Here is an 18,754-nt window from a genome sequence, read left to right on the forward strand (position 1 = left end):
CAATGAGTTATATAAATGTTCGGGGTGTTGATCATTATTACGAGTGGATGAAAAAATCATCAGATGTTATGAAACCGGTGATGGTTTTTTTGCATGGTTGGGCTGGTTCAGCAAGATATTGGCAAAGTACGGCTGAGGCTTTATTAGATAATTTTGATTGTTTATTATATGATTTACGGGGTTTTGGCCGTTCTCAATGTCAGCCTCATTTAAGTTATGAATTAACAGAATATGCGGAAGATTTGGCGGTTTTATTAAATGAGTTAAATCTTGATCGTGTTTATATTAATGCCCATTCTATGGGTGCTTCTATTGCTACTTTATTTTTTAATCGTTATCCCCAAAAAGTTGAAAAGGGAATTTTAACTTGTAGTGGAATTTTTGAATATGATGAAAAGGCTTTTTCTGCTTTTCATCAATTCGGTGGTTATGTAGTTAAATTCCGTCCCCAATGGTTAAGTAAAATTCCCTTGGCTGATAGAATGTTTATGGCTAGGTTTTTACATCGTTCTATTCCTAAAGCTGAACGACAGGCTTTTTTAGAAGATTTTATTAATGCTAATTATGATGCGGCTTTAGGGACTATTTATACTTCTGTTAGTCAAGAACAAGCGGAAACAATGCCGGGAGAATTTGCGAAATTAACTATCCCAACTTTGCTAATTGCTGGGGAATATGACATTATTATTCCGGCTAAATTAGGAAAAACAGCCGCGGCTTTAAGTGATAAGGTTGAATTAAATATTATTCCTAATACGGGACATTTTCCGATGTTGGAAGACGCAGAAACTTATTTGGCAAAAGTCAAAGAGTTTTTAAGTTGTTCGTAATTGGGTTTGAGCCTAAAATTATCTAAAAATAACCACAAATACTATATTAGTAGGTGAACGGAAAAAAACCGTAGACGCGGAGCGGCTTCTCGAAGAGTAATATGTAACGAAAAGTAAAATCGCCCAAACCCTCTTCACTCTTGCCTCTTGCCTCTTGCCTCTTGCCTAGTGCCATAACGACGATTTTCAATGCTAACCTACTTTCTTGTCAATAAATGTTCTCCCACCCGCAAAGCATTAGCAATAATAGTTAATGATGGATTTACCGCAGCGCTAGAAGGAAAAAAACTACCATCAACAACATAAAGATTATCAACATCATGAGTCCGACAATTGATATCCAAAACCGAAGTATTTGCATCTTCACCAAAACGACAAGTACCACATTGATGAGTAACTTCTCTTAAACCCATTTTTTGAGGAATATGTAAAGTTCCAGGTGATTGAAATACAGAAATTGATTGTAAAACCTGAATCCATTGCTGAATTAATTTATTAAAAGCCCTTTGATTATTATGAGTATATTCCAGGAAAACCTGCCCATTTTTACTCAAAACCCTATTATTAAAATCTGGTAAATCCTCTGTGATTACTAACCAAGATAGGGAATGATTCGCTATAGCCTCAGCTATAAAATTAGGCATCAAAGGCGGACCATAAGCAAGTATTTTATCCTTATTTGCCCCACCCAGTAATTGCACACTCCCCATAGGATAAGCAAAATCTTGATTTCCCCAATAAAAATCAGTAAAAGCCAAAGTTTTCGGAAAAATTGTATTATTCAACTTGGTATTTAAAGTCATGACCACAGCAAAATTATGTGTCATGTAATTGCGTCCCACAAGATGAGAACTATTAGCTAATCCATTGGGGTGATGATCATTGGCAGATTTCAATAACAATAATGCTGAATTAACAGCACCACCTGCTACTACCACAATATCCCCAGAAAATATCTGCCGTTGATTTCCTATTTCTACTTCCACTCCAGTCACTTCTCGACCCGATGGGCTAGTATGTAAACGAATGACTTTTGCTTCAGTTATTAATGTGATATTTTCATAAGTCATTGCTGGACGAACACAAGTAATATCCGCGTCAGCTTTACCATCAATTAAACACGGAAAACCATCGCAAGTATGACAACGAATACAGGCACTTAAACTCCGATTTACTTCATTGAGTTTGATAGCAAGTGGTTGATAAAAAGGATGAAAACCTTGAGCTTTTAAAGAATCATTAACTTCTTGAACATAAGGTTCATGACTCAATGGTGGAAAAGGATATTCTTGATTAATTTGCGGTTCTGTAGGGTCAAGACCTCGCTTCCCATGTACATCATAAAGTTTTTCTGCTTCGTCATAGTAGGGAGCAAAATCTTGATATTTTAATGGCCATTCTGGAGAAATCCCATCTTCATGAATAACCTTTTCAAAATCTTGTTCACGCAATCTAAACAAAGTCCCACCATAAAATTTAGTATTACCACCCACATAATAATGTGTGAGCGGTTTGATAGCTTTTCCGTGTTTGTCATACCATACTTCACTAGTCCGATAGCGTTCTTTGCGAGAAACTTCTTGAGTATCCCAATTAGCTTTTTCTTTAGGTAAAAAATTACCTTGTTCTAAAACTAAAATTTTCTTGCCACTGGATGCTAATTTGTAGGCTAAAGTTCCACCTCCAGCACCAGTACCAATGATGATAAAGTCGTAATAATTGACAGTCATTGTTTACTATTTTTTCCTCTAGAACCGGAGGCAAATACAGCTATTCTACTTCTACCTATTAAGTTTGTTAAAATAGATGAATTATGTTGTTTAAAATTAGAGATTAGTCATTAATTTAGCCTGTCTTAATTGTTAATTCTGTATTTTAAATCCTATCAGCAACAGAGCAGAATCGTCCAAGGAGTACATTTTGCAGTAAAATTAGGGCTTTGCATAGAGGAAAGAAAAAAAATGACCCGTGTGATCATCGTGCGTCATGGTCAAAGTACCTACAATATAGAAAAACGTATTCAAGGGCGAACTGATGCCTCATCATTAACTGCAAAAGGTCAAAATGATGCTAGTCAAGCAGGTAAAGCCCTCAGTAGTATTTCCTTTCAAGCTATTTATAGTAGTCCCCTCCAGCGAGCAAAATCCACAGCGGAAATTATCCGTAGTCAATTAGCTACACAATCTCCTGTGATTCAAATTGATGAAAACTTAGTAGAAGTTGATTTACCTCTGTGGGTAGGAATGACTACAAGTGAAGTCAAAGAAAACTTTACTGAAGATTACCGCACCTGGAAAGAACTTCCCCACGAGTTTCGCATGGTTGTGAATGAAGATTCCGGGACTAGAGAACATTTCCCAGTGCTGGCTTTATACGCCCAAGCCAAACAGTTTTGGCAAGAGATTCTCCCCCAACATCAAGGCGAAACTATCCTGATTGTGGGTCATAATGGCATCAATCGCGCCTTAATTAGCACAGCTTTGGGAATTTCCCCCAGTCGCTATCATTGCTTACAACAATCTAACTGTGGCATTAGTATCTTAAATTTTACTGGTGGTTTAGGTGAACCAGTGCAGTTAGAATCCATGAATCAAACCCAACATTTGGGTGAAACTTTCCCTTCCTTGCGTCCTGGTCACGAAGGCGTAAGATTATTATTAGTGCGTCACGGGGAAACAGAATGGAATCGTCAAGGCAAATTTCAAGGACAAATTGATATTCCCCTCAATGATAATGGTAGAAACCAAGCTGCAAAAGCCGCAGAATTTCTCAAAGACGTAAATATTGATTTTGCTGTTAGCAGTACCATGTCCCGTCCCAAGGAAACAGCGGAAATTATCTTAAAATATCATGCTAGTTTGAAATTAGAACTATTTGCTGGTTTAAGAGAAATTAGTCATGGACTTTGGGAAGGCAAATTTGAATCGGAAATTGAGCAAGAATTTCCTGGTGAATTAGAAAGTTGGCGCACAATTCCCGCCAATGTGCAAATGCCAGAAGGGGAAAATTTAGAACAAGTAAAAAAACGGAGTGTTGCCGATTGGAATACTATAGTTGAAAATGCCCAATCGCAGCAATTACAACTAGGATTGGTCGTCGCCCATGATGCCACTAATAAAACCTTGTTATGCCATATTCTCGGTTTATCTAACGAGAATTTCTGGAACTTCCGTCAAGGTAATGGTGCTGTGAGTGTCATTGATTATCCTGATGGGATTCAAGGTTATCCAGTTCTGCAAGCGATGAATATTACTGGGCATTTAAGTAATGGTGTTCTTGATAAAACTGCGGCTGGTGCATTGTAGTTGAGATAAGTTGTTAGGGTAATTGATGAATTGCCCTAATATCAAATAGAGTAGGAGATTAAGAATAATTTAACGCAGATAAACGCAGATAAACGCAGATAATAAGGGATGAATTAATGGATTTAAACGGAAATTGTTACAATCTAATTCACAAAGTGCCTGATACCGGAGATAGATGGTACAAAATATGGTACAAACGATAGACTTATTAAATTAAACACACTGATATTCTAAAATCATGAAAGCATCTGCAAAATTCGACTTTGAAGACGAAAAATTTAATGCCCCACCGTCCCAAGTGATTCCCTGGGGTTTAATGATCAATCCTCGCTATGGTACAGATGGTTTACAAAGCTATGGTTTAGCGATTAGCCGTGATAATGCTCAGTCTGTTGGGTTTGAAGCAGATGATAATTGGCAACAGGTAGAACATGAATTTAGTTCTGGAGAAGTAGAAACAATATTTATTACTACTACTCCTAAACTGGTGATTGTGCGTCGTGGCCCGTTATCTGTGCAAGATCGGGAAACTAAGATTAGATTAGGTACATACAAAGATTACAAAGAAGAGTTTTTAGCTGATAAACTTAAATTCAAAATTTATACTCGCCATTTGATTTTTTTAGTCGGTGAAGATAAAAAGTTTTTGCATCAATCACCTCTACAATTAACTCTGAGTGGTTCACCCGGCGCTAGTTTTGGTAAAAATTACGCTGAATATCAACAAGGGAGAATTACTGGCGGTTTTGCTGGGGAATTGGAAAAAGCTTATGCTGGTTTTCAAAAGAAACCACTCACTCCCAAGGGTCCTTTATTTCATGCTCATGGGATTTTTTGCCCTATAATTGAACCGGAAGAAAGAGGAATAGAACCGAATATTGCTTTGGTAGCTTCAACTGTAGATTATAAACATCCCACAATTTCAACTTTAATAGATTATATGATTGCCTCAGATTCCCCTGAGTCAGCAATTATTTGTAAGACTTTTGAAGAATACAAAGAATTTGGTAAGGAAGTAATTAAACCAGAAGCTCCTAAAGTAGAAACATCTGGTGTTACTAGTTCTTATGTCTATGCAGATGATGATGAATTTAGTTATCCACCGTATTAGGTAGTAGGGGAGCAGGGGAGAAATTTTCTTCTTTCTTTCTCCTGACTCCTGACTCCTGACTCCTATTCTTTCAGTAGTAAATAGAATAGTAAACCGTTACCGCCGGAAATACCAGCGCGATCGCCTGCTAATTGACCAGAACCCATGAAATAATCAACTCTTCCTGGTCCTTTAATTGCACTACCTGTGTCTTGATCTAAGACAAAACGGTTAACTAGACGAGATTCCAGTTTGCCACCATTAGTAGGATAAGGAAATGAATTGATAATTAGGGCTAATGCACCTGGTGGCATGAGAGATTTATCTGTAGCAATGGAACGTTCCGCAGTGACAGGAACAAGAATACTACCCGTCGCTGGTGTACCGTTAGTTTCTGCAAAGAAAACAAATCTTTCCCAACGGGGTAAATAATTACTTAACTCCTTGGGATGTTGGCGAAAATAAGTAATTAATTTAGGCATAGTTAAACCACTAAGTGGTAGTTTGCCATCTTTTGCCAGTTCTTTACCAATGGAAGTCCAAGCATAATCAGTTCCTCCAGCATAACCAACGGATGTTCTGCGTCCATTGGTTAATTTAATTTGGGCTGAACCTTGGATATGAACCATGTATGGATCTAGACGATTGCTAAACCACAGAAGTTCTAACCCTCGCAACCTGCTTTTATCCCCCAGCAACCCATTCTTGCCTTCCAAATCAATCCTTTTAGGATGAGGTTTTGGCCATTTCTGGAAATCCGGTGGCAGACGATAAAGAGGATACTTGTATACAGAAGTCCTGACACGGCTGGCAGTATACACAGGCTCATAATAAGCAGTGAACTTAACAGTTCCCTTACCATCGTTGCCTACAGACTGGTAAAAGACAAATTCCCGGCGCACAGCAGCTTGTAATTCTGCCGCTGACTGAGAACTAACAACCAGTTGTCGAAAGCGTAGCAAACTCCGCTGCACCCGATTTAGGGTAATTTCCTTGATTGGGTAAGTTTGATAGATAGCGATCGCTCTATTGGTTGCCAAATAGCGCAAACTGTTATCTATAGAACTTAGCAATGCTTGTTTATCACCTTGTTTACCCCAAAGTTGTTCGTCCAAACCCAGGCAATTTTGGGGCGTACAAACAGTTTCTAAATTAATAGGTTCGAGGGCTGGTAATACTGCTGGTGGTACTTCAGGCGTGACTGGGATTGTAACTGGCTGCGAATTAGGAGCTTGAGCGACAACTGACGAAAGTGGATTTATCAAGGCAATTCCCAGACTTAAAGCAAGCAAAGTAAGGTTTTTTCTCATTTTTATCTTTCAATACTGGAATTAAAAATTGGTTCTACTCGAATCCCTGCAATCTTAGACGGACGTACCACCATATATTCTCCCTGAATATTTTTAATCGGTACGCTAATAAAATCATGAGAAGCTGACTTTGGCACAAGCTCACCGCTATACCACTTTTGAAATTCTTGAATAGTAGGAAAGCGCACTTCTTCCCGATGTCCATTGTCTAAGAGCAGGAAGACAGCATATTCACTCGGAGTTCTGGGCATAAATTTACATGACTAAAGATACAGCTACGCCATTGTTCACCACGTTACACCACTTTGCCAGTCTCAGGGCTAAATTTGCGTTCCTAAGTTTTAAGTTTCCGGCATTTCACATATTCCTATTAGGCAATGGTAGGAAAATAATTTTCGGTGAATCAGCAAGATGGAATGTTTTGATCCTGTTCCTAGGTTATGTTTATATTTGAGGTTTTTGACCTCTTGGTTACAAGTCACAGTAAAAATGTCTAATCAAGTTTGGTTATCACAGTTAAAAATACACCGAGCGATCGCGGTGATTCGCGCCCCAAAAATGGTATGGGGTGAGCAAATGGCCATAGCTGTAGCATCTGGGGGAATGCAGTTAATTGAAATTACCTGGAATAGCGATCATGCACCCGAATTAATTTCCCAACTCCGCGCCAAATTACCTAACTGTATGATTGGGACAGGAACGTTATTTAATGTCCAACAGTTAGAAGATGCGATCGCTTGTGGGGCGCAATTTCTCTTCAGTCCCCACACTGATCCCGAAATGATTCAAGCCGCAGTAGCCAAAAATATTCCGATTATTCCCGGTGCATTGACACCGACAGAAATTATTACCGCTTGGAATTATGGAGCAAGTTGTGTCAAGGTGTTTCCTGTGCAATCAGTGGGAGGAACTAGCTATATCAAAAGTTTACAAGGACCTCTTGGGCATATTCCCTTAATACCTACTGGTGGGGTGACATTAGAAAATGCCAAAGATTTTTTGCAAGTTGGTGCGGTAGCCGTAGGGTTGAGTAGCGAATTATTTCCGCAAGCATCAGTGTTACAGAAAAATTGGCAAGCAATCAGTCAACAAGCAAAAACCCTCATGCAGAGGTTACAATAGTAGTTACAGCACTTTCCGGTGTGATGAGGTACTTATGTAGCGGGCAGGACTTGTACTGAACTTGCGATGCCCTGAGCCTGTCGAAGGGTCGAAGTATGCCCGCAATACAAGAGTTTCATAATTCAAGTTTGTATCTCATTAGAGCGAGATCTGCTGTAAGTAAGGTGGTTATTCAGAAATAAGATATTTCGATCCTATTACCAAGTCTCATCATTTTCCCCGCTTCCGAAATGGGAACTCTGGTATTCACACTCAATCTATAAAAATGATTAAATTGCCCTGTAATTACAGAAGCGGGCATAGTTGCTTGGCGTTTTTGCCCAAATATTTTCTGAAAGTTTGGGTAAACTGCCCCTGAGTAAGAATCGCGTGTGGGAACTACACAACGTTGACAAGGGTTAATTGCCAAAAACTGGATATCTCCCAGTTTAAAGGGTACTGTTTCCCCACTAGCAGCAAATAACCCATCTTCCCAAAATGCTGGGACACCATCAATTTCAATATTGGCACGCATTCGCCGCCGCATTTCATCAACATTGATACCAGAAAACCAGGACGCAACCTCCGTTAAAGTTGCTGTACTAATTACCGTTGCTCCTGGTGAAACTGTATCATCAGGAAAACCCATGGCGGTATTTTGCTGTAGTTGCACAGGAAAACCCAAAAAATCGCTGACAACTGCGGCTAATGCTGGACGTTGTTGATCTAAATGAAAAACCTGTTCTGAGTTTTCACCAGGAAACTTCAACTTTACCAGTCTTTGTTCTAGGGAAAACTCTGAACGCAACAAAAGGATTTTTGGATAACGTTTACCATTGACAAACTTATTTTCTGCGTCAAAAAATGCAAATTCCCGGTCATACTCAAGTGCGCCACGGTCGAGAATAGTCGCCTTTTCTACTTCTATACCATCTAGCGACTTAATTGGATATAGCAAAATCTTGGCTAGATATGGCATCATTTCATGGTTTTGGAGATGAATAAGCAGGAGCTTTATCAATTGCACCCATTCTATCAAGTGGCCAAAAACGAGCTACAGCCCGACCAATCATATTTTTTCGGGGAACAACACCCCAACAACGCCCATCATAACTATTAGGACGATTATCACCGAGCATTAAGTAAGAATTTGCGGGAATAATTTCCGGTTTAGCCAAAAAAGGAGGTTGGAGTCCGCTACTATTGCAAGCTTCAACAAAAGTCCGCACAGAAGAGGATAGGTAAACATTTTCCGGTAGAGGCTGGCTATTTATATATACTTTCCCTTCTCTGAGTTCTACTTTTTCCCCAGGTAAACCAATTACTCTTTTAATAAATGCTTCCCGTTCAGGATTATTCTGTATTTCTTGTGGCGGTAAAAATACGACTATATCTCCCCGTTCGGGGTTAGCAAATTTATATTTCACTTTATCAACAATAATCTTGTCTGCCAGCCACTGGTCTTTGACACCATGGAGGGTTGGTTCCATAGAACCAGTAGGAATCCAACGGGCTTCGGCAACAAAGGTACGAATTCCTAGAGCCAGAAAGATACTCAAGATCATCGTTTTACCTAGCTCTACTATCCAGGAATTATCGGGTTCTTGACTAGAGTTTTTATCAGACGCTTGATTTTGCATGAAATTGTTGAAGTATGTTAGGAGACTAGTATTGAACTCAGACAGATAGACTTGATATTATTAATCTTAACCAGATGGAGCAGATGACAGTTAAATAAGGTAAAAAATCTAGTGTTTTTCTGTTGTCAGCTACAAACATTCAGGTTTTTAGCTTACTTGATGATAAACATTTTTTAACACAAAACCAAAATTAAAGGTTCTTCGTGCCAATTAAGTTTACCTTAAAGAAAAAGTTATCTATCATCCATAAATAGTTCCTTTATCCCGAAAAATCTTAAATCCATGTCAAATCCACAAAGTTTACTGATTCGTCACGCTGAAATTATTTTACCCAATGGTGAGTCAATGATTGGGGATGTGTTGATAGAAGGAAGGCACATAACCCAAGTAGGACAAGAAATTGCTAATGCTACACCCACTCATGAGATTGACGCAAAAGGATTAACTTTGTTGCCTGGTGTGATTGACCCCCAGGTGCATTTCCGTGAACCAGGACTAGAATACAAAGAAGACTTGTTTACTGCCAGTTGTGCTTGCGCTAAGGGGGGTGTGACTTCCTTTCTGGAAATGCCGAATACAAGACCTTTGACAATTAACCAATCAGCTTTAGATGACAAGTTACAACGGGCTGCCCAGAAGTGCTTGGTTAATTATGGCTTTTTTATTGGGGCTACGGCTGATAATTTACCAGATTTACTTTCTGCCCAGCCAACACCGGGAATTAAGATTTTTATGGGGTCAATGCACGGAGATTTGTTGGTGAGTCAGGAAGACTCTCTAGAGGCGATTTTTGCCCAAGGAAGCCGTTTAATTGCTGTTCATGCGGAAGATCAAGCCAGAATTAAGCAACGAAAACAGGAGTTTGCGGGGATTACAGATTTGGCTGTTCATTCCCAAATTCAAGATAATCAAGCTGCATTATTAGCCACCCAATTGGCATTAAAACTTTCTAAGAAATACCAACGCCGGTTACATATTCTGCATATGTCAACAGCCGAGGAAGCGGAGTTGCTGCGTGAGGATAAACCAAGTTGGGTGACGGCAGAGGTAACACCACAACATTTACTTTTGAATACTAATGCTTATAACACTATTGGTAGTTTAGCGCAAATGAATCCACCTTTGCGATCGCCCCATGATAATGAAGTTCTCTGGCAAGCTTTACGGGATGGTATCATTGACTTCATTGCTACTGACCACGCCCCCCACACTCTAGAGGAAAAAGCCCAAACCTACCCCAACACCCCTTCAGGAATGCCCGGTGTAGAAACTTCTTTACCTTTAATGTTAACCGCTGCAATGGATGGAAAATGTACTGTTGCCCAGGTTGTGCAATGGATGTCTAAAGCGGTCGCGGTAGCTTATGGTATTGCCAATAAGGGAGAAATCACCCCTGGTTATGATGCTGATTTAGTGTTGGTAGATTTAAAAAATTACCATGAAGTTAAACGGGAAGAAGTTGTCAGCAAGTGTGGTTGGAGTTCTTTTGAAGGTTGGAATTTAACAGGTTGGCCTGTAACAACAATTGTCGGCGGGGAAATTGTTTATGATTCCTACGGAGCGCTTCGCTATCATGGTCAGCTAAATACACAAGTTCGTGGACAAGCTTTAACTTTTAGCGGGTGACAAGGTAGCTAAAAATTTTTGTAGATTGCGTTTGGAACAGAAAAATCAATTGTGTAATTATACTCAACACGGCTTAATTATTCGATTCCATCGGTAGGGGTAAAGCAAGAGCTTCATTGGTGTTAACTTAACGAGAAAACCCATAATCTCCAAAAACCTAACCCCCCTGCCCCCTTCCCTACCAGGGAATGGGGTTTTCAAAGCCTCTCCCCGCGTCGGGGAGAGGTTTGGAGAGGGGTCAATTTATACATTCAAAACTTTTCAAACATCCTCTAAACACTAGGAAAATTTATGAGTCCGTTTTAACGGACTTGAGCTATGAGACAGGGAATTTATTCCCTGGCGGTTGTGGAAGCCAACAGATAAGCTATTTTTAACTTGAGTTGACATCATTGAAACCCCCACACATACTGGTTTTTGTAATCTTACAAAGTCTATTTCCTAACCTTGTTTAGTATAATTCTGTTCCATTATTGTGGTTATTATGATAATATTGCGTATATCCTGCGTAAATTCTCTGTTTTAAATTAAGATTAAAGCATCAAATTCTGGCAAATATCTAAGATGATTATGCGAAATCGGATATTTAGTATTTTATTGCTCACCTTATCTCTAACTACCACACCCCAGCTTGTATTTGCTCAAAATACTGTCCAACAGCTATTTAAGCAAGGTGAAACAGCCGAATCTGTGGGTGACAACTCCCAAGCGGAGACGATTTGGCGTAAGGTTTTGCAGGTTGAACCTAATAATGGCAAAGCTTATAACAATTTGGGTAATGCTTTACGACGACAGGGAAAACTACCAGAGGCATTAACAGCACACCAAAAAGCCCTACAACTCAATCCTAATGATGCAGAAGCCTATGTTGGTATAGGTAATGTATTAAATGCCCAAGGTAAACCAGATGAGGCTGTTGCTGCTTACCGAAAAGCTATTGAATTTGACCCTAAATATGCTAAAGCTTACAACAGTCTTGGCAATGCCCTGTATGACCAGGAGAAATTAAAAGAGGCTGTTGCTGCTTACCGAAAAGCTATTGAATTTGACCATAAATATGCTGCTGCTTACTACAATCTTGGTAATGTCCTGTATGAGCAGAAGGAATTAGATGAGGCTGTTGCTGCTTACCGAAAAGCTATTGAACTTAACCCTAAATATGCTACTGCTTACAACAATCTTGGCAATGCCCTGAGTGACCAGAAGAAATTAGATGAGGCTGTTGCTGCTTACCAAGAAGCTATTAAACTTAACCCGAAAGATGCTACTGCTTACAACAATCTTGGCATTGCCCTGAGTGACCAGAAGAAATTAGATGAGGCTGTTGCTGCTTACCAAAAAGCTATTGAACTTGACCCTAAATATGCTACTGCTTACTACAATCTTGGCAATGCCCTGAGTGACCAGAAGAAATTAGATGAGGCTGTTGCTGCTTACCAAAAAGCTATTGAACTTGACCCTAAATATGCTACTGCTTACTACAATCTTGGCAATGCCCTGAGTGACCAGAAGAAATTAGATGAGGCTGTTGCTGCTTACCAAAAAGCTATTGAACTTGACCCTAAATATGCTACTGCTTACTACAATCTTGGCAATGCCCTGAGAGGCCAGAAGAAATTAGATGAGGCTGTTGCTGCTTACCAAAAAGCTATTGAACTTAACCCTAAATATGCTACTGCTTACAACAATCTTGGCATTGCCCTGAGTGACCAGAAGAAATTAGATGAGGCTGTTGCTGCTTACCAAAAAGCTATTGAACTTAACCCGAAAGATGCTACTGCTTACTACAATCTTGGCATTGCCCTGAGTGACCAGAAGAAATTAGATGAGGCTGTTGCTGCTTACCAAAAAGCTATTGAACTTGACCCTAAAGATGCTGCTGTTTACAACAATCTTGGCAATGCCCTGAGTGACCAGAAGAAATTAAAAGAGGCGATATCCAACTATAAAACAGCCCTATCATTACCAGAAGATACTTCTACAACTCCAACAACTGCCCATACTTTAGCTAATAATAATTTAGGTTTAGCATTGCAAGACCAAGAAAAGTTTGCAGAAGCTATAAAATATTTCGACAAAGCCGAAGAACTTGACCCTAATTTTATATATGCCAGTAACAATAATATAGAAGCACGAAAATTATGGACTGAAAAACAGAATAAACTAGCCAGTGTAGACAGCGATATCGAATTTTTGCCCAAAAATGACCCCAATTTACCTGTTAAACGTTCTGTCGTCCTCATTACTGCCAAGTTTTCTAACAGCCAACGTCAAGGAATTGAGGTTGGTACTGGTGTAGTTATCCAGCGAGATGCCAACCGGACATTAATCCTCACCAATCGTCATGTAATTTTTGATGGCAATGAACAGGGTGAAAATATTCAAGTGGAGTTTTTCAGTTCCCCACCACTAGGTAAAGTCCGCATGAGACGAAATGCCAAACTACTCCAAAAGACTCCTACAGATGAACTCGATTTAGCTGTTTTGGAAATTACCGATAAACTGCCAGCAGATATCCAACCTTTATCAATGTCTACCACCATCAACCCCGCAATGTCTATTCAAATTATCGGTCATGATGCCAAACGAGGTGAAGATAAATCATGGTCTGTAAAATCAGGAAAAATCATTATTGTTCAAAACCGAAAATTAGAAATATCTGAAACTGAACTTAAACCTGGTTATTCTGGCAGTCCTGTGATAGACTCAAAAAATAGGCTCATAGGCATAGTTTATGCCCGAAAACCGGGTGAAACCAAAAATTTTGCCTATCCTATATCTGTAGTTAAAAAACAATTGTCCACCTGGAAAATTACTTTAACGCAACCATGAGTTATAAAGTTCTACTGGCCAGCTTATTAATCCTCAGCATTAATCCTCTCTCTGCTGTTGCCTCTTGTCCTCAAGGAAATGCCCGTTCTATAGATTATATCCGTCGGCAACCACCCAACCGTTGTGAAGGCATCAAACTCGAACCATTAAGCGGCAATAGCTTGAGTTTAATTTCCATTGCTACTCGAAACATTGCCAATTATGGTGAGAACATAACCTTACAAGTTCCCCGCATCAAGAATGGTAAAAATCCTCAAGTCATAGTCAAATCATTGAATGATAATTATCACTATCAATTAGATGATTTGCTATTATCTAACAATGGTGCAAATTTCGGCTTTAGCTGGAATACTTATGTTCTTAAAACAGCAAACATCCCTGCAAATAAACTCCGCGCTGTAGCATCCTATAGCCTGGGTTCTCAAAATGTTTATGTTCCCGTTACATTGGGAAAAACTTCTGGTAAATACGAGTTTGTTTTTTATTCTCAAGATCGAGTCAAATTTACCAGTGTAAAAATCGTCCCTCTCACAGATCAAAAAGATCAACAGCCAGTATATAGGACATCTCGCACTACCCCCAATAGTGGTGAAATTAGTTTTACATGGGATGGAAGTAAGTCTCCAAAGGGACGTTATGAACTTCACTATATCGCTAATATTGAACGCAGTAATGAACCAAGTGATAGAATTGAACGGCGCATTATATTTGAACATAACCCAACTTGGTTAAAATAAATCATGGGATATCGGCAAAAAGGCAGACAGAAATCTTCTCACAATTCCAGGTTTAGTAAGATTAATAACTTTATTATTACTAAGTCTGGCTTAATTCAGACAAAATTTAATAATATTAATCATAATTTTCTCCAGCGATTGCCAAATCTAAAACAATATCTAATCCAGCAAAAATCATCTATTTTAGTGATAATATTGCTTGTGGTTTTGTGTATTATTACTATTGGTGCTATTGTCCCTGGAACTCATACATTTGAAGGTAATCTTATTTTTAAAGAAATGAGTTTTACTTATGATGATAATCAACCTAAACTGTTTCTCGGCAATATTAAAAACATTAAAGAACTAGAAACTGAAGGTAAGCAAACATTAACTTTTACTGGCAGTTTTCAAAGTCAATCTTTACCAGAAATTAATAAATTAAATTCCTTGGAAATCCAACTTACAGACAGAGAAAGTAAAATAATTATTACTCCAGCCAATTCTAGTACAGAAAGCGAAATTAATCTGAAAGAATTACGACTACAACCCCAAACAAGAATAGCTAGACTAAATTATGATTTTTATCGTCAGCAACTAGCTTTTTCTCTACTTCCCAATTCTCAAAATAATCCCAATCCCTTAGAAATCTATTTAGGTGAACAGCCTATCAAAGTTATTATAGAAGGTTATAAAATACCCAGTTTAAATTTACCGAAGTCACAGGATGATCAAGCACAATTAGAGTTTATTGTCAACCCCAATAATAAAGAATTTACTTTTAACATTCAAGAAAATACTAATATTTATCTCACTTTATCAAAACCACCAAAATATGAATCAGAACAATGGTTTAGAGGCAAAATAAAAACTAAAGATGTCACATTTACTCACGTAGATAAAAATGGTGGCAACCTGAGAGATGATTTAGAAATATCTACCATTGTCGAAGGTAAAATTCGCATGGCAGAACAGGATCGAGAAATTGAAGAAAATCAGTTTCTGATGGGAGAAGACACTAATAAACCGTTAAATATTCAACTTATCCGCAATCTGCAAATAATATCTGATAAAAAAGGTATAGAAGCCCGGTTTTCTGGTAAAACCAAACAAATTCAAATTGGACTAGATCAAGATTTTCCTGTTTCTAGTATCCAAGGTAGTTGGTTAGATGGGGTGCTACCTCGTGATGCCATTATTGCCCTATTTTCCTTTGGCGCTGCTACAGTTGCCAATCTTCTTTCTTGGTTATTTAGTAATACTAATTCCCGCAAACCATAATATTTGTTTAACAGGAGAATGTTTAATTATATCAAGTCCGTTGTTCGTACCTCAAAATTAAATTAATTTACAGCAATAATTTCGGCTTGACGGCTGCCATTTTCACCATAGTTTAAACATACCTTTAAATAACTATCTGGTAGATATGGCATTCGTTCAGCCCATTCAATGGCGACAATTCCCGGTGTTACTTCTATGCCTTCCCAGTAACTTTCTAGATTCAAGCCTGTCACTTCTTGAGGTTCTAAGCGGTATAAATCTAAGTGATAAAGAGGAATACGTCCTTCTGTGTACTCATTAATCAGAGTAAAAGTAGGACTAACAATAGAGTCAATTATCCCCAATCCTTTACCAATACCTTGCACCAAAGTAGTTTTACCAGCACCCAAATCACCTTCTAGCAAAATCACACTTCCAGCAGTCAAAGTTTCTCCAAGGGTAATACCTAATTGCTGTGTTGCTTCTATATCTGGAAGGAAAATTTTAGTCATTGGTAATTGGTAATTGGTAATTGGTAATGTCTAAGAGGGTGTTTGAAAAGTTTTGAGTGTATAGACTGACCCCTCTCCAAACCTCTCCCCTTGCAGGGGAGAGGCTTTAAAACCCCCATTCCCTTGCAGGGAAGGGGGGTAGGGGGGTTAGGTTTTTGGAGATTACTGGTTTGATATAATACTTTTTAAACAACCTCTAAGCATTATCCAGTGTATCGGGATTAACGCCTAAATCACGCAACAGTTGTCCTAGTTGTTCAACTTTTCTTTTTGCTTCTATTGTTTCTTGTTCAGCAAGAATAACTCTTTCATTAGCCGCAGCCGCTTCTTCTGTTGGTTCAGGAATTAATTCTCCTGTTAGTGTGAACCACCTTAACCATAACTTGGGAATATCTCGAAATGTCCCTTGCCATAGTCCTAAACTTAAACCTAATTCTGGCATTAGTAAGCGTCCTTCAATCATATTCATAGGTTCATAATGACCACCTACTAACTGAAATGCGCGGACTTCATTGGTGTAGCGACTAAAAACAATGTAGTAGGGAATCCTTAAAATACGTTCATAAACTTCCCATTTTGTGGGAGGTTTACCTATCTTACTTTCCCTATTACCTAAATCTTCATCTTCTGTACCAGGAGATAATAATTCTACAACTACAAAAGGGTTTGCTGGTTCTTGCCAAGTGACATAACTTAAACGTAAATCTTGACCATTATATAATTTGGGGACTCCAACCACACCAAACCAATCTGGGCGTTTATACCATAAAGGATTTTGCAGATCATAATAAAGATTCAGATCAGCAGCACTATAAACAATTTCTGGATTCCAGTTTATGGGTTGAAATGTTAAATATAAAAGTAAAGGTTGTAAAAAATGAAAGTCGTCTGGCAAGCCTTTTTCCTCTGGGTTTTCGCTAGGTAAATCATACATTGTCGGTAAAGTTTCCCAAGGGGGAAGGGGTGGTTCAGTTTGAGAAATGATGAAAGAAGTCATAAATATTTTAGGTTGGTAATTGGTAATGGGGAAATATATTTCCCCATTACCAGTTTTTACTTCCCGTGATGCGCTCCACTGTACCATTTTAATAAGACTTTGGCTAGTTTTTGGGGGTCATGGCGAACAGCACCATATTCATCTTCAAATAAAATATTAGCAGGAACTATTCGCCGTCCTAATTGGGTGACAGATTCTCGGTCTAAAAAGACTGGATGGGCATTTTGTTGGGCATAACGGATAAGCGCTTGGGCTGAGGGTGTTTTTTTATGAACTAATACAGCATCGAATAACCTTCTATTGCCACAAGCATCATCTATGGCTTGAATATGTTCAGCAACGCTATATCCATCAGTTTCTCCTGGTTGGGTCATGATATTGCAGATATAAATGCGGGGTACATTGGTAGCGGCGATCGCATCGGCAATTTCTCCAACTAACAAATTAGGAATTAAGCTTGTATAAAGACTACCCGGACCAATAATAATGTAATCAGCTTCTTGAATGGCTTTAATTGCGGCGGGAACTGCCGGTGGATTTTCAGGAATACAACCAATTTTGACAATTTTTCCCGCAGCTTTGGGAATATTCGACTCACCCTCAATGCGGCGGCCATCTGTCAATTCTGCCCAGAGACGGACATCACTGAGGGTAGCAGGTAAAACTTGTCCTCTCACCGCCAATACTTTAGAACTGGCAGCGATCGCTTGCACCAAATCCCCAGTAATATCAGTCATGGCTGTTAAAAACAAATTACCAAAACTGTGACCTGTTAAGCCATCTCCAGCCCGAAAGCGATATTGAAATAATTCCGTCAGTAATTTTTCTTCATCAGCTAGTGCTGCTAAACAATTGCGGATATCTCCAGGTGGTAAAACGCCAAATTCTTCACGCAGTCTACCAGAAGACCCGCCATCATCTGCTACGGTGACAATAGCAGTAATATTAGCACTATAAGTTTTTAAGCCTCTGAGTAACGTTGAAAGTCCAGTTCCACCACCAACAACCACAATTTTTGGACCCCGGTATAAGCGACGGTGGGCTAAGAGGACATCTATCAATTCCTCTTCATTCACTCCAGGTCTGAGGACTTCTGTAATTGAACCGACAGTGCGGGATTGTCCCCACAACACCAACAGGACACCACATATAAGGAGTAATGGACCACTGATATAGTTGGGTAAAATATCCGCGAGGAGTCCCAAAAGACCTTTTAGCAACTCTAGTATCCAAAAAATGGGGGTTAATTTTACCCAAATAGCCAACCCCAAACTGGCTAAGACAACACCCCCAACAGTGATAAGTAACCAGCGTTTCACCGCTAATCCAGGGGATAACCATTTGAACCATTGGTTAACCCGGTGGGAAGTGCGACTGTGAGACTCTAGTTGTAGCGAATTAATGGCTTGTTTCAAAAAACCGATGAACATACTTAATAGGGAAAGTTGGTAAAAACAATATTTAACAGAAACTTAACATCACCTGCTTTCAATACTGAAAAAACCATAAGTTTGATTTAATCCTTTATATTTCAG

At 39.0% G+C, this 18,754-nt stretch carries 16 protein-coding genes; 8 read left to right on the forward strand and 8 right to left on the reverse strand.

Going from position 1 to position 18,754, the window contains the following annotated elements; translation table 11 throughout:
• Positions 1-2 precede the first annotated feature (2 nt).
• Positions 3-830: an alpha/beta fold hydrolase gene (locus ANA_RS00455; protein ID WP_015078067.1), complete on the forward strand. Its 828-nt coding sequence runs from the start codon at positions 3-5 to the stop codon at positions 828-830.
• 197 nt (positions 831-1,027) lie between these two features.
• On the opposite strand, the gene ANA_RS00460 is transcribed toward ANA_RS00455, so the two are convergent.
• Complete coding sequence (locus ANA_RS00460; RefSeq protein WP_015078068.1) at positions 1,028-2,560, reverse strand: GMC oxidoreductase; 1,533 nt, start codon at positions 2,558-2,560, stop codon at positions 1,028-1,030.
• Positions 2,561-2,791: 231 nt separating this feature from the next.
• On the opposite strand from ANA_RS00460, the gene ANA_RS00465 reads away from it, so the two are divergent.
• Positions 2,792-4,135 carry a histidine phosphatase family protein gene (locus tag ANA_RS00465; RefSeq protein WP_015078069.1) on the forward strand — a complete coding sequence of 448 codons (1,344 nt, stop codon included), beginning with the start codon at positions 2,792-2,794 and terminating at the stop codon, positions 4,133-4,135.
• Positions 4,136-4,373: 238 nt separating this feature from the next.
• Complete coding sequence (locus ANA_RS00470) at positions 4,374-5,246, forward strand: DUF5895 domain-containing protein (protein WP_015078070.1); 873 nt, start codon at positions 4,374-4,376, stop codon at positions 5,244-5,246.
• A 62-nt stretch (positions 5,247-5,308) separates the two neighbouring features.
• Here the strand turns inward: ANA_RS00470 and ANA_RS00475 are convergent, their stop codons facing one another.
• Together ANA_RS00475 and ANA_RS00480 are read right to left on the reverse strand one after the other, a co-directional pair.
• Positions 5,309-6,535 (reverse strand): murein transglycosylase A, encoded by a 1,227-nt coding sequence (locus ANA_RS00475; RefSeq protein WP_041457482.1) that lies wholly within the window; start codon positions 6,533-6,535, stop codon positions 5,309-5,311.
• A gap of 2 nt (positions 6,536-6,537) precedes the next feature.
• Positions 6,538-6,786 (reverse strand): hypothetical protein, encoded by a 249-nt coding sequence (locus ANA_RS00480; RefSeq protein WP_015078072.1) that lies wholly within the window; start codon positions 6,784-6,786, stop codon positions 6,538-6,540.
• 238 nt (positions 6,787-7,024) lie between these two features.
• On the opposite strand from ANA_RS00480, the gene ANA_RS00485 reads away from it, so the two are divergent.
• Positions 7,025-7,657, forward strand: a complete 633-nt coding sequence (locus ANA_RS00485; protein ID WP_041458166.1) for a bifunctional 4-hydroxy-2-oxoglutarate aldolase/2-dehydro-3-deoxy-phosphogluconate aldolase — start codon at positions 7,025-7,027, stop codon at positions 7,655-7,657.
• Between the two features lie 172 nt (positions 7,658-7,829).
• Here ANA_RS00485 and ANA_RS00490 read toward each other — a convergent pair whose 3' ends face one another.
• Both ANA_RS00490 and lepB read right to left on the reverse strand, forming a co-directional pair.
• On the reverse strand, positions 7,830-8,615 hold the full coding sequence (locus tag ANA_RS00490; RefSeq protein ID WP_041458167.1) for an MOSC domain-containing protein: 786 nt from the start codon (positions 8,613-8,615) through the stop codon (positions 7,830-7,832).
• 4 nt (positions 8,616-8,619) lie between these two features.
• Positions 8,620-9,276 (reverse strand): signal peptidase I, encoded by a 657-nt coding sequence (lepB, locus tag ANA_RS00495; protein ID WP_015078075.1) that lies wholly within the window; start codon positions 9,274-9,276, stop codon positions 8,620-8,622.
• 282 nt (positions 9,277-9,558) lie between these two features.
• Here lepB and ANA_RS00500 point away from each other — a divergent pair, with 282 nt between their 5' ends.
• The 4 genes from ANA_RS00500 (at position 9,559) to ANA_RS00515 (ending at position 15,731) form a co-directional block, all read left to right on the forward strand.
• The gene (locus tag ANA_RS00500; RefSeq protein WP_015078076.1) at positions 9,559-10,902 is read left to right on the forward strand and encodes a dihydroorotase; all 1,344 of its coding nucleotides are present in this window, start codon (positions 9,559-9,561) and stop codon (positions 10,900-10,902) included.
• A 570-nt stretch (positions 10,903-11,472) separates the two neighbouring features.
• Positions 11,473-13,734, forward strand: coding sequence for a serine protease (locus tag ANA_RS00505; protein ID WP_041458168.1), 2,262 nt, complete (start codon positions 11,473-11,475; stop codon positions 13,732-13,734).
• Positions 13,731-14,471 carry a hypothetical protein gene (locus ANA_RS00510; RefSeq protein WP_015078078.1) on the forward strand — a complete coding sequence of 247 codons (741 nt, stop codon included), beginning with the start codon at positions 13,731-13,733 and terminating at the stop codon, positions 14,469-14,471. The genes ANA_RS00505 and ANA_RS00510 overlap by 4 nt, the downstream gene beginning before the upstream one ends.
• Positions 14,472-14,474: 3 nt before the next feature.
• Complete coding sequence (locus ANA_RS00515) at positions 14,475-15,731, forward strand: hypothetical protein (RefSeq protein WP_015078079.1); 1,257 nt, start codon at positions 14,475-14,477, stop codon at positions 15,729-15,731.
• Positions 15,732-15,793: 62 nt separating this feature from the next.
• On the opposite strand, the gene ANA_RS00520 is transcribed toward ANA_RS00515, so the two are convergent.
• The 3 genes from ANA_RS00520 to yvcK all read right to left on the reverse strand — a co-directional run bounded on the left by ANA_RS00520 (position 15,794) and on the right by yvcK (position 18,649).
• Positions 15,794-16,222 (reverse strand): bifunctional alanine racemase/tRNA (adenosine(37)-N6)-threonylcarbamoyltransferase complex ATPase subunit type 1 TsaE, encoded by a 429-nt coding sequence (locus ANA_RS00520; protein ID WP_015078080.1) that lies wholly within the window; start codon positions 16,220-16,222, stop codon positions 15,794-15,796.
• A gap of 196 nt (positions 16,223-16,418) precedes the next feature.
• Positions 16,419-17,219 carry a Uma2 family endonuclease gene (locus ANA_RS00525; RefSeq protein WP_015078081.1) on the reverse strand — a complete coding sequence of 267 codons (801 nt, stop codon included), beginning with the start codon at positions 17,217-17,219 and terminating at the stop codon, positions 16,419-16,421.
• 56 nt (positions 17,220-17,275) lie between these two features.
• Positions 17,276-18,649 carry a gluconeogenesis factor YvcK family protein gene (gene yvcK / locus ANA_RS00530; RefSeq protein WP_015078082.1) on the reverse strand — a complete coding sequence of 458 codons (1,374 nt, stop codon included), beginning with the start codon at positions 18,647-18,649 and terminating at the stop codon, positions 17,276-17,278.
• Positions 18,650-18,754: the final 105 nt, after the last annotated feature.

This window comes from Anabaena sp. 90 (assembly GCF_000312705.1).
GTDB classification, from domain to species: Bacteria; Cyanobacteriota; Cyanobacteriia; order Cyanobacteriales; family Nostocaceae; genus Dolichospermum; species Dolichospermum lemmermannii.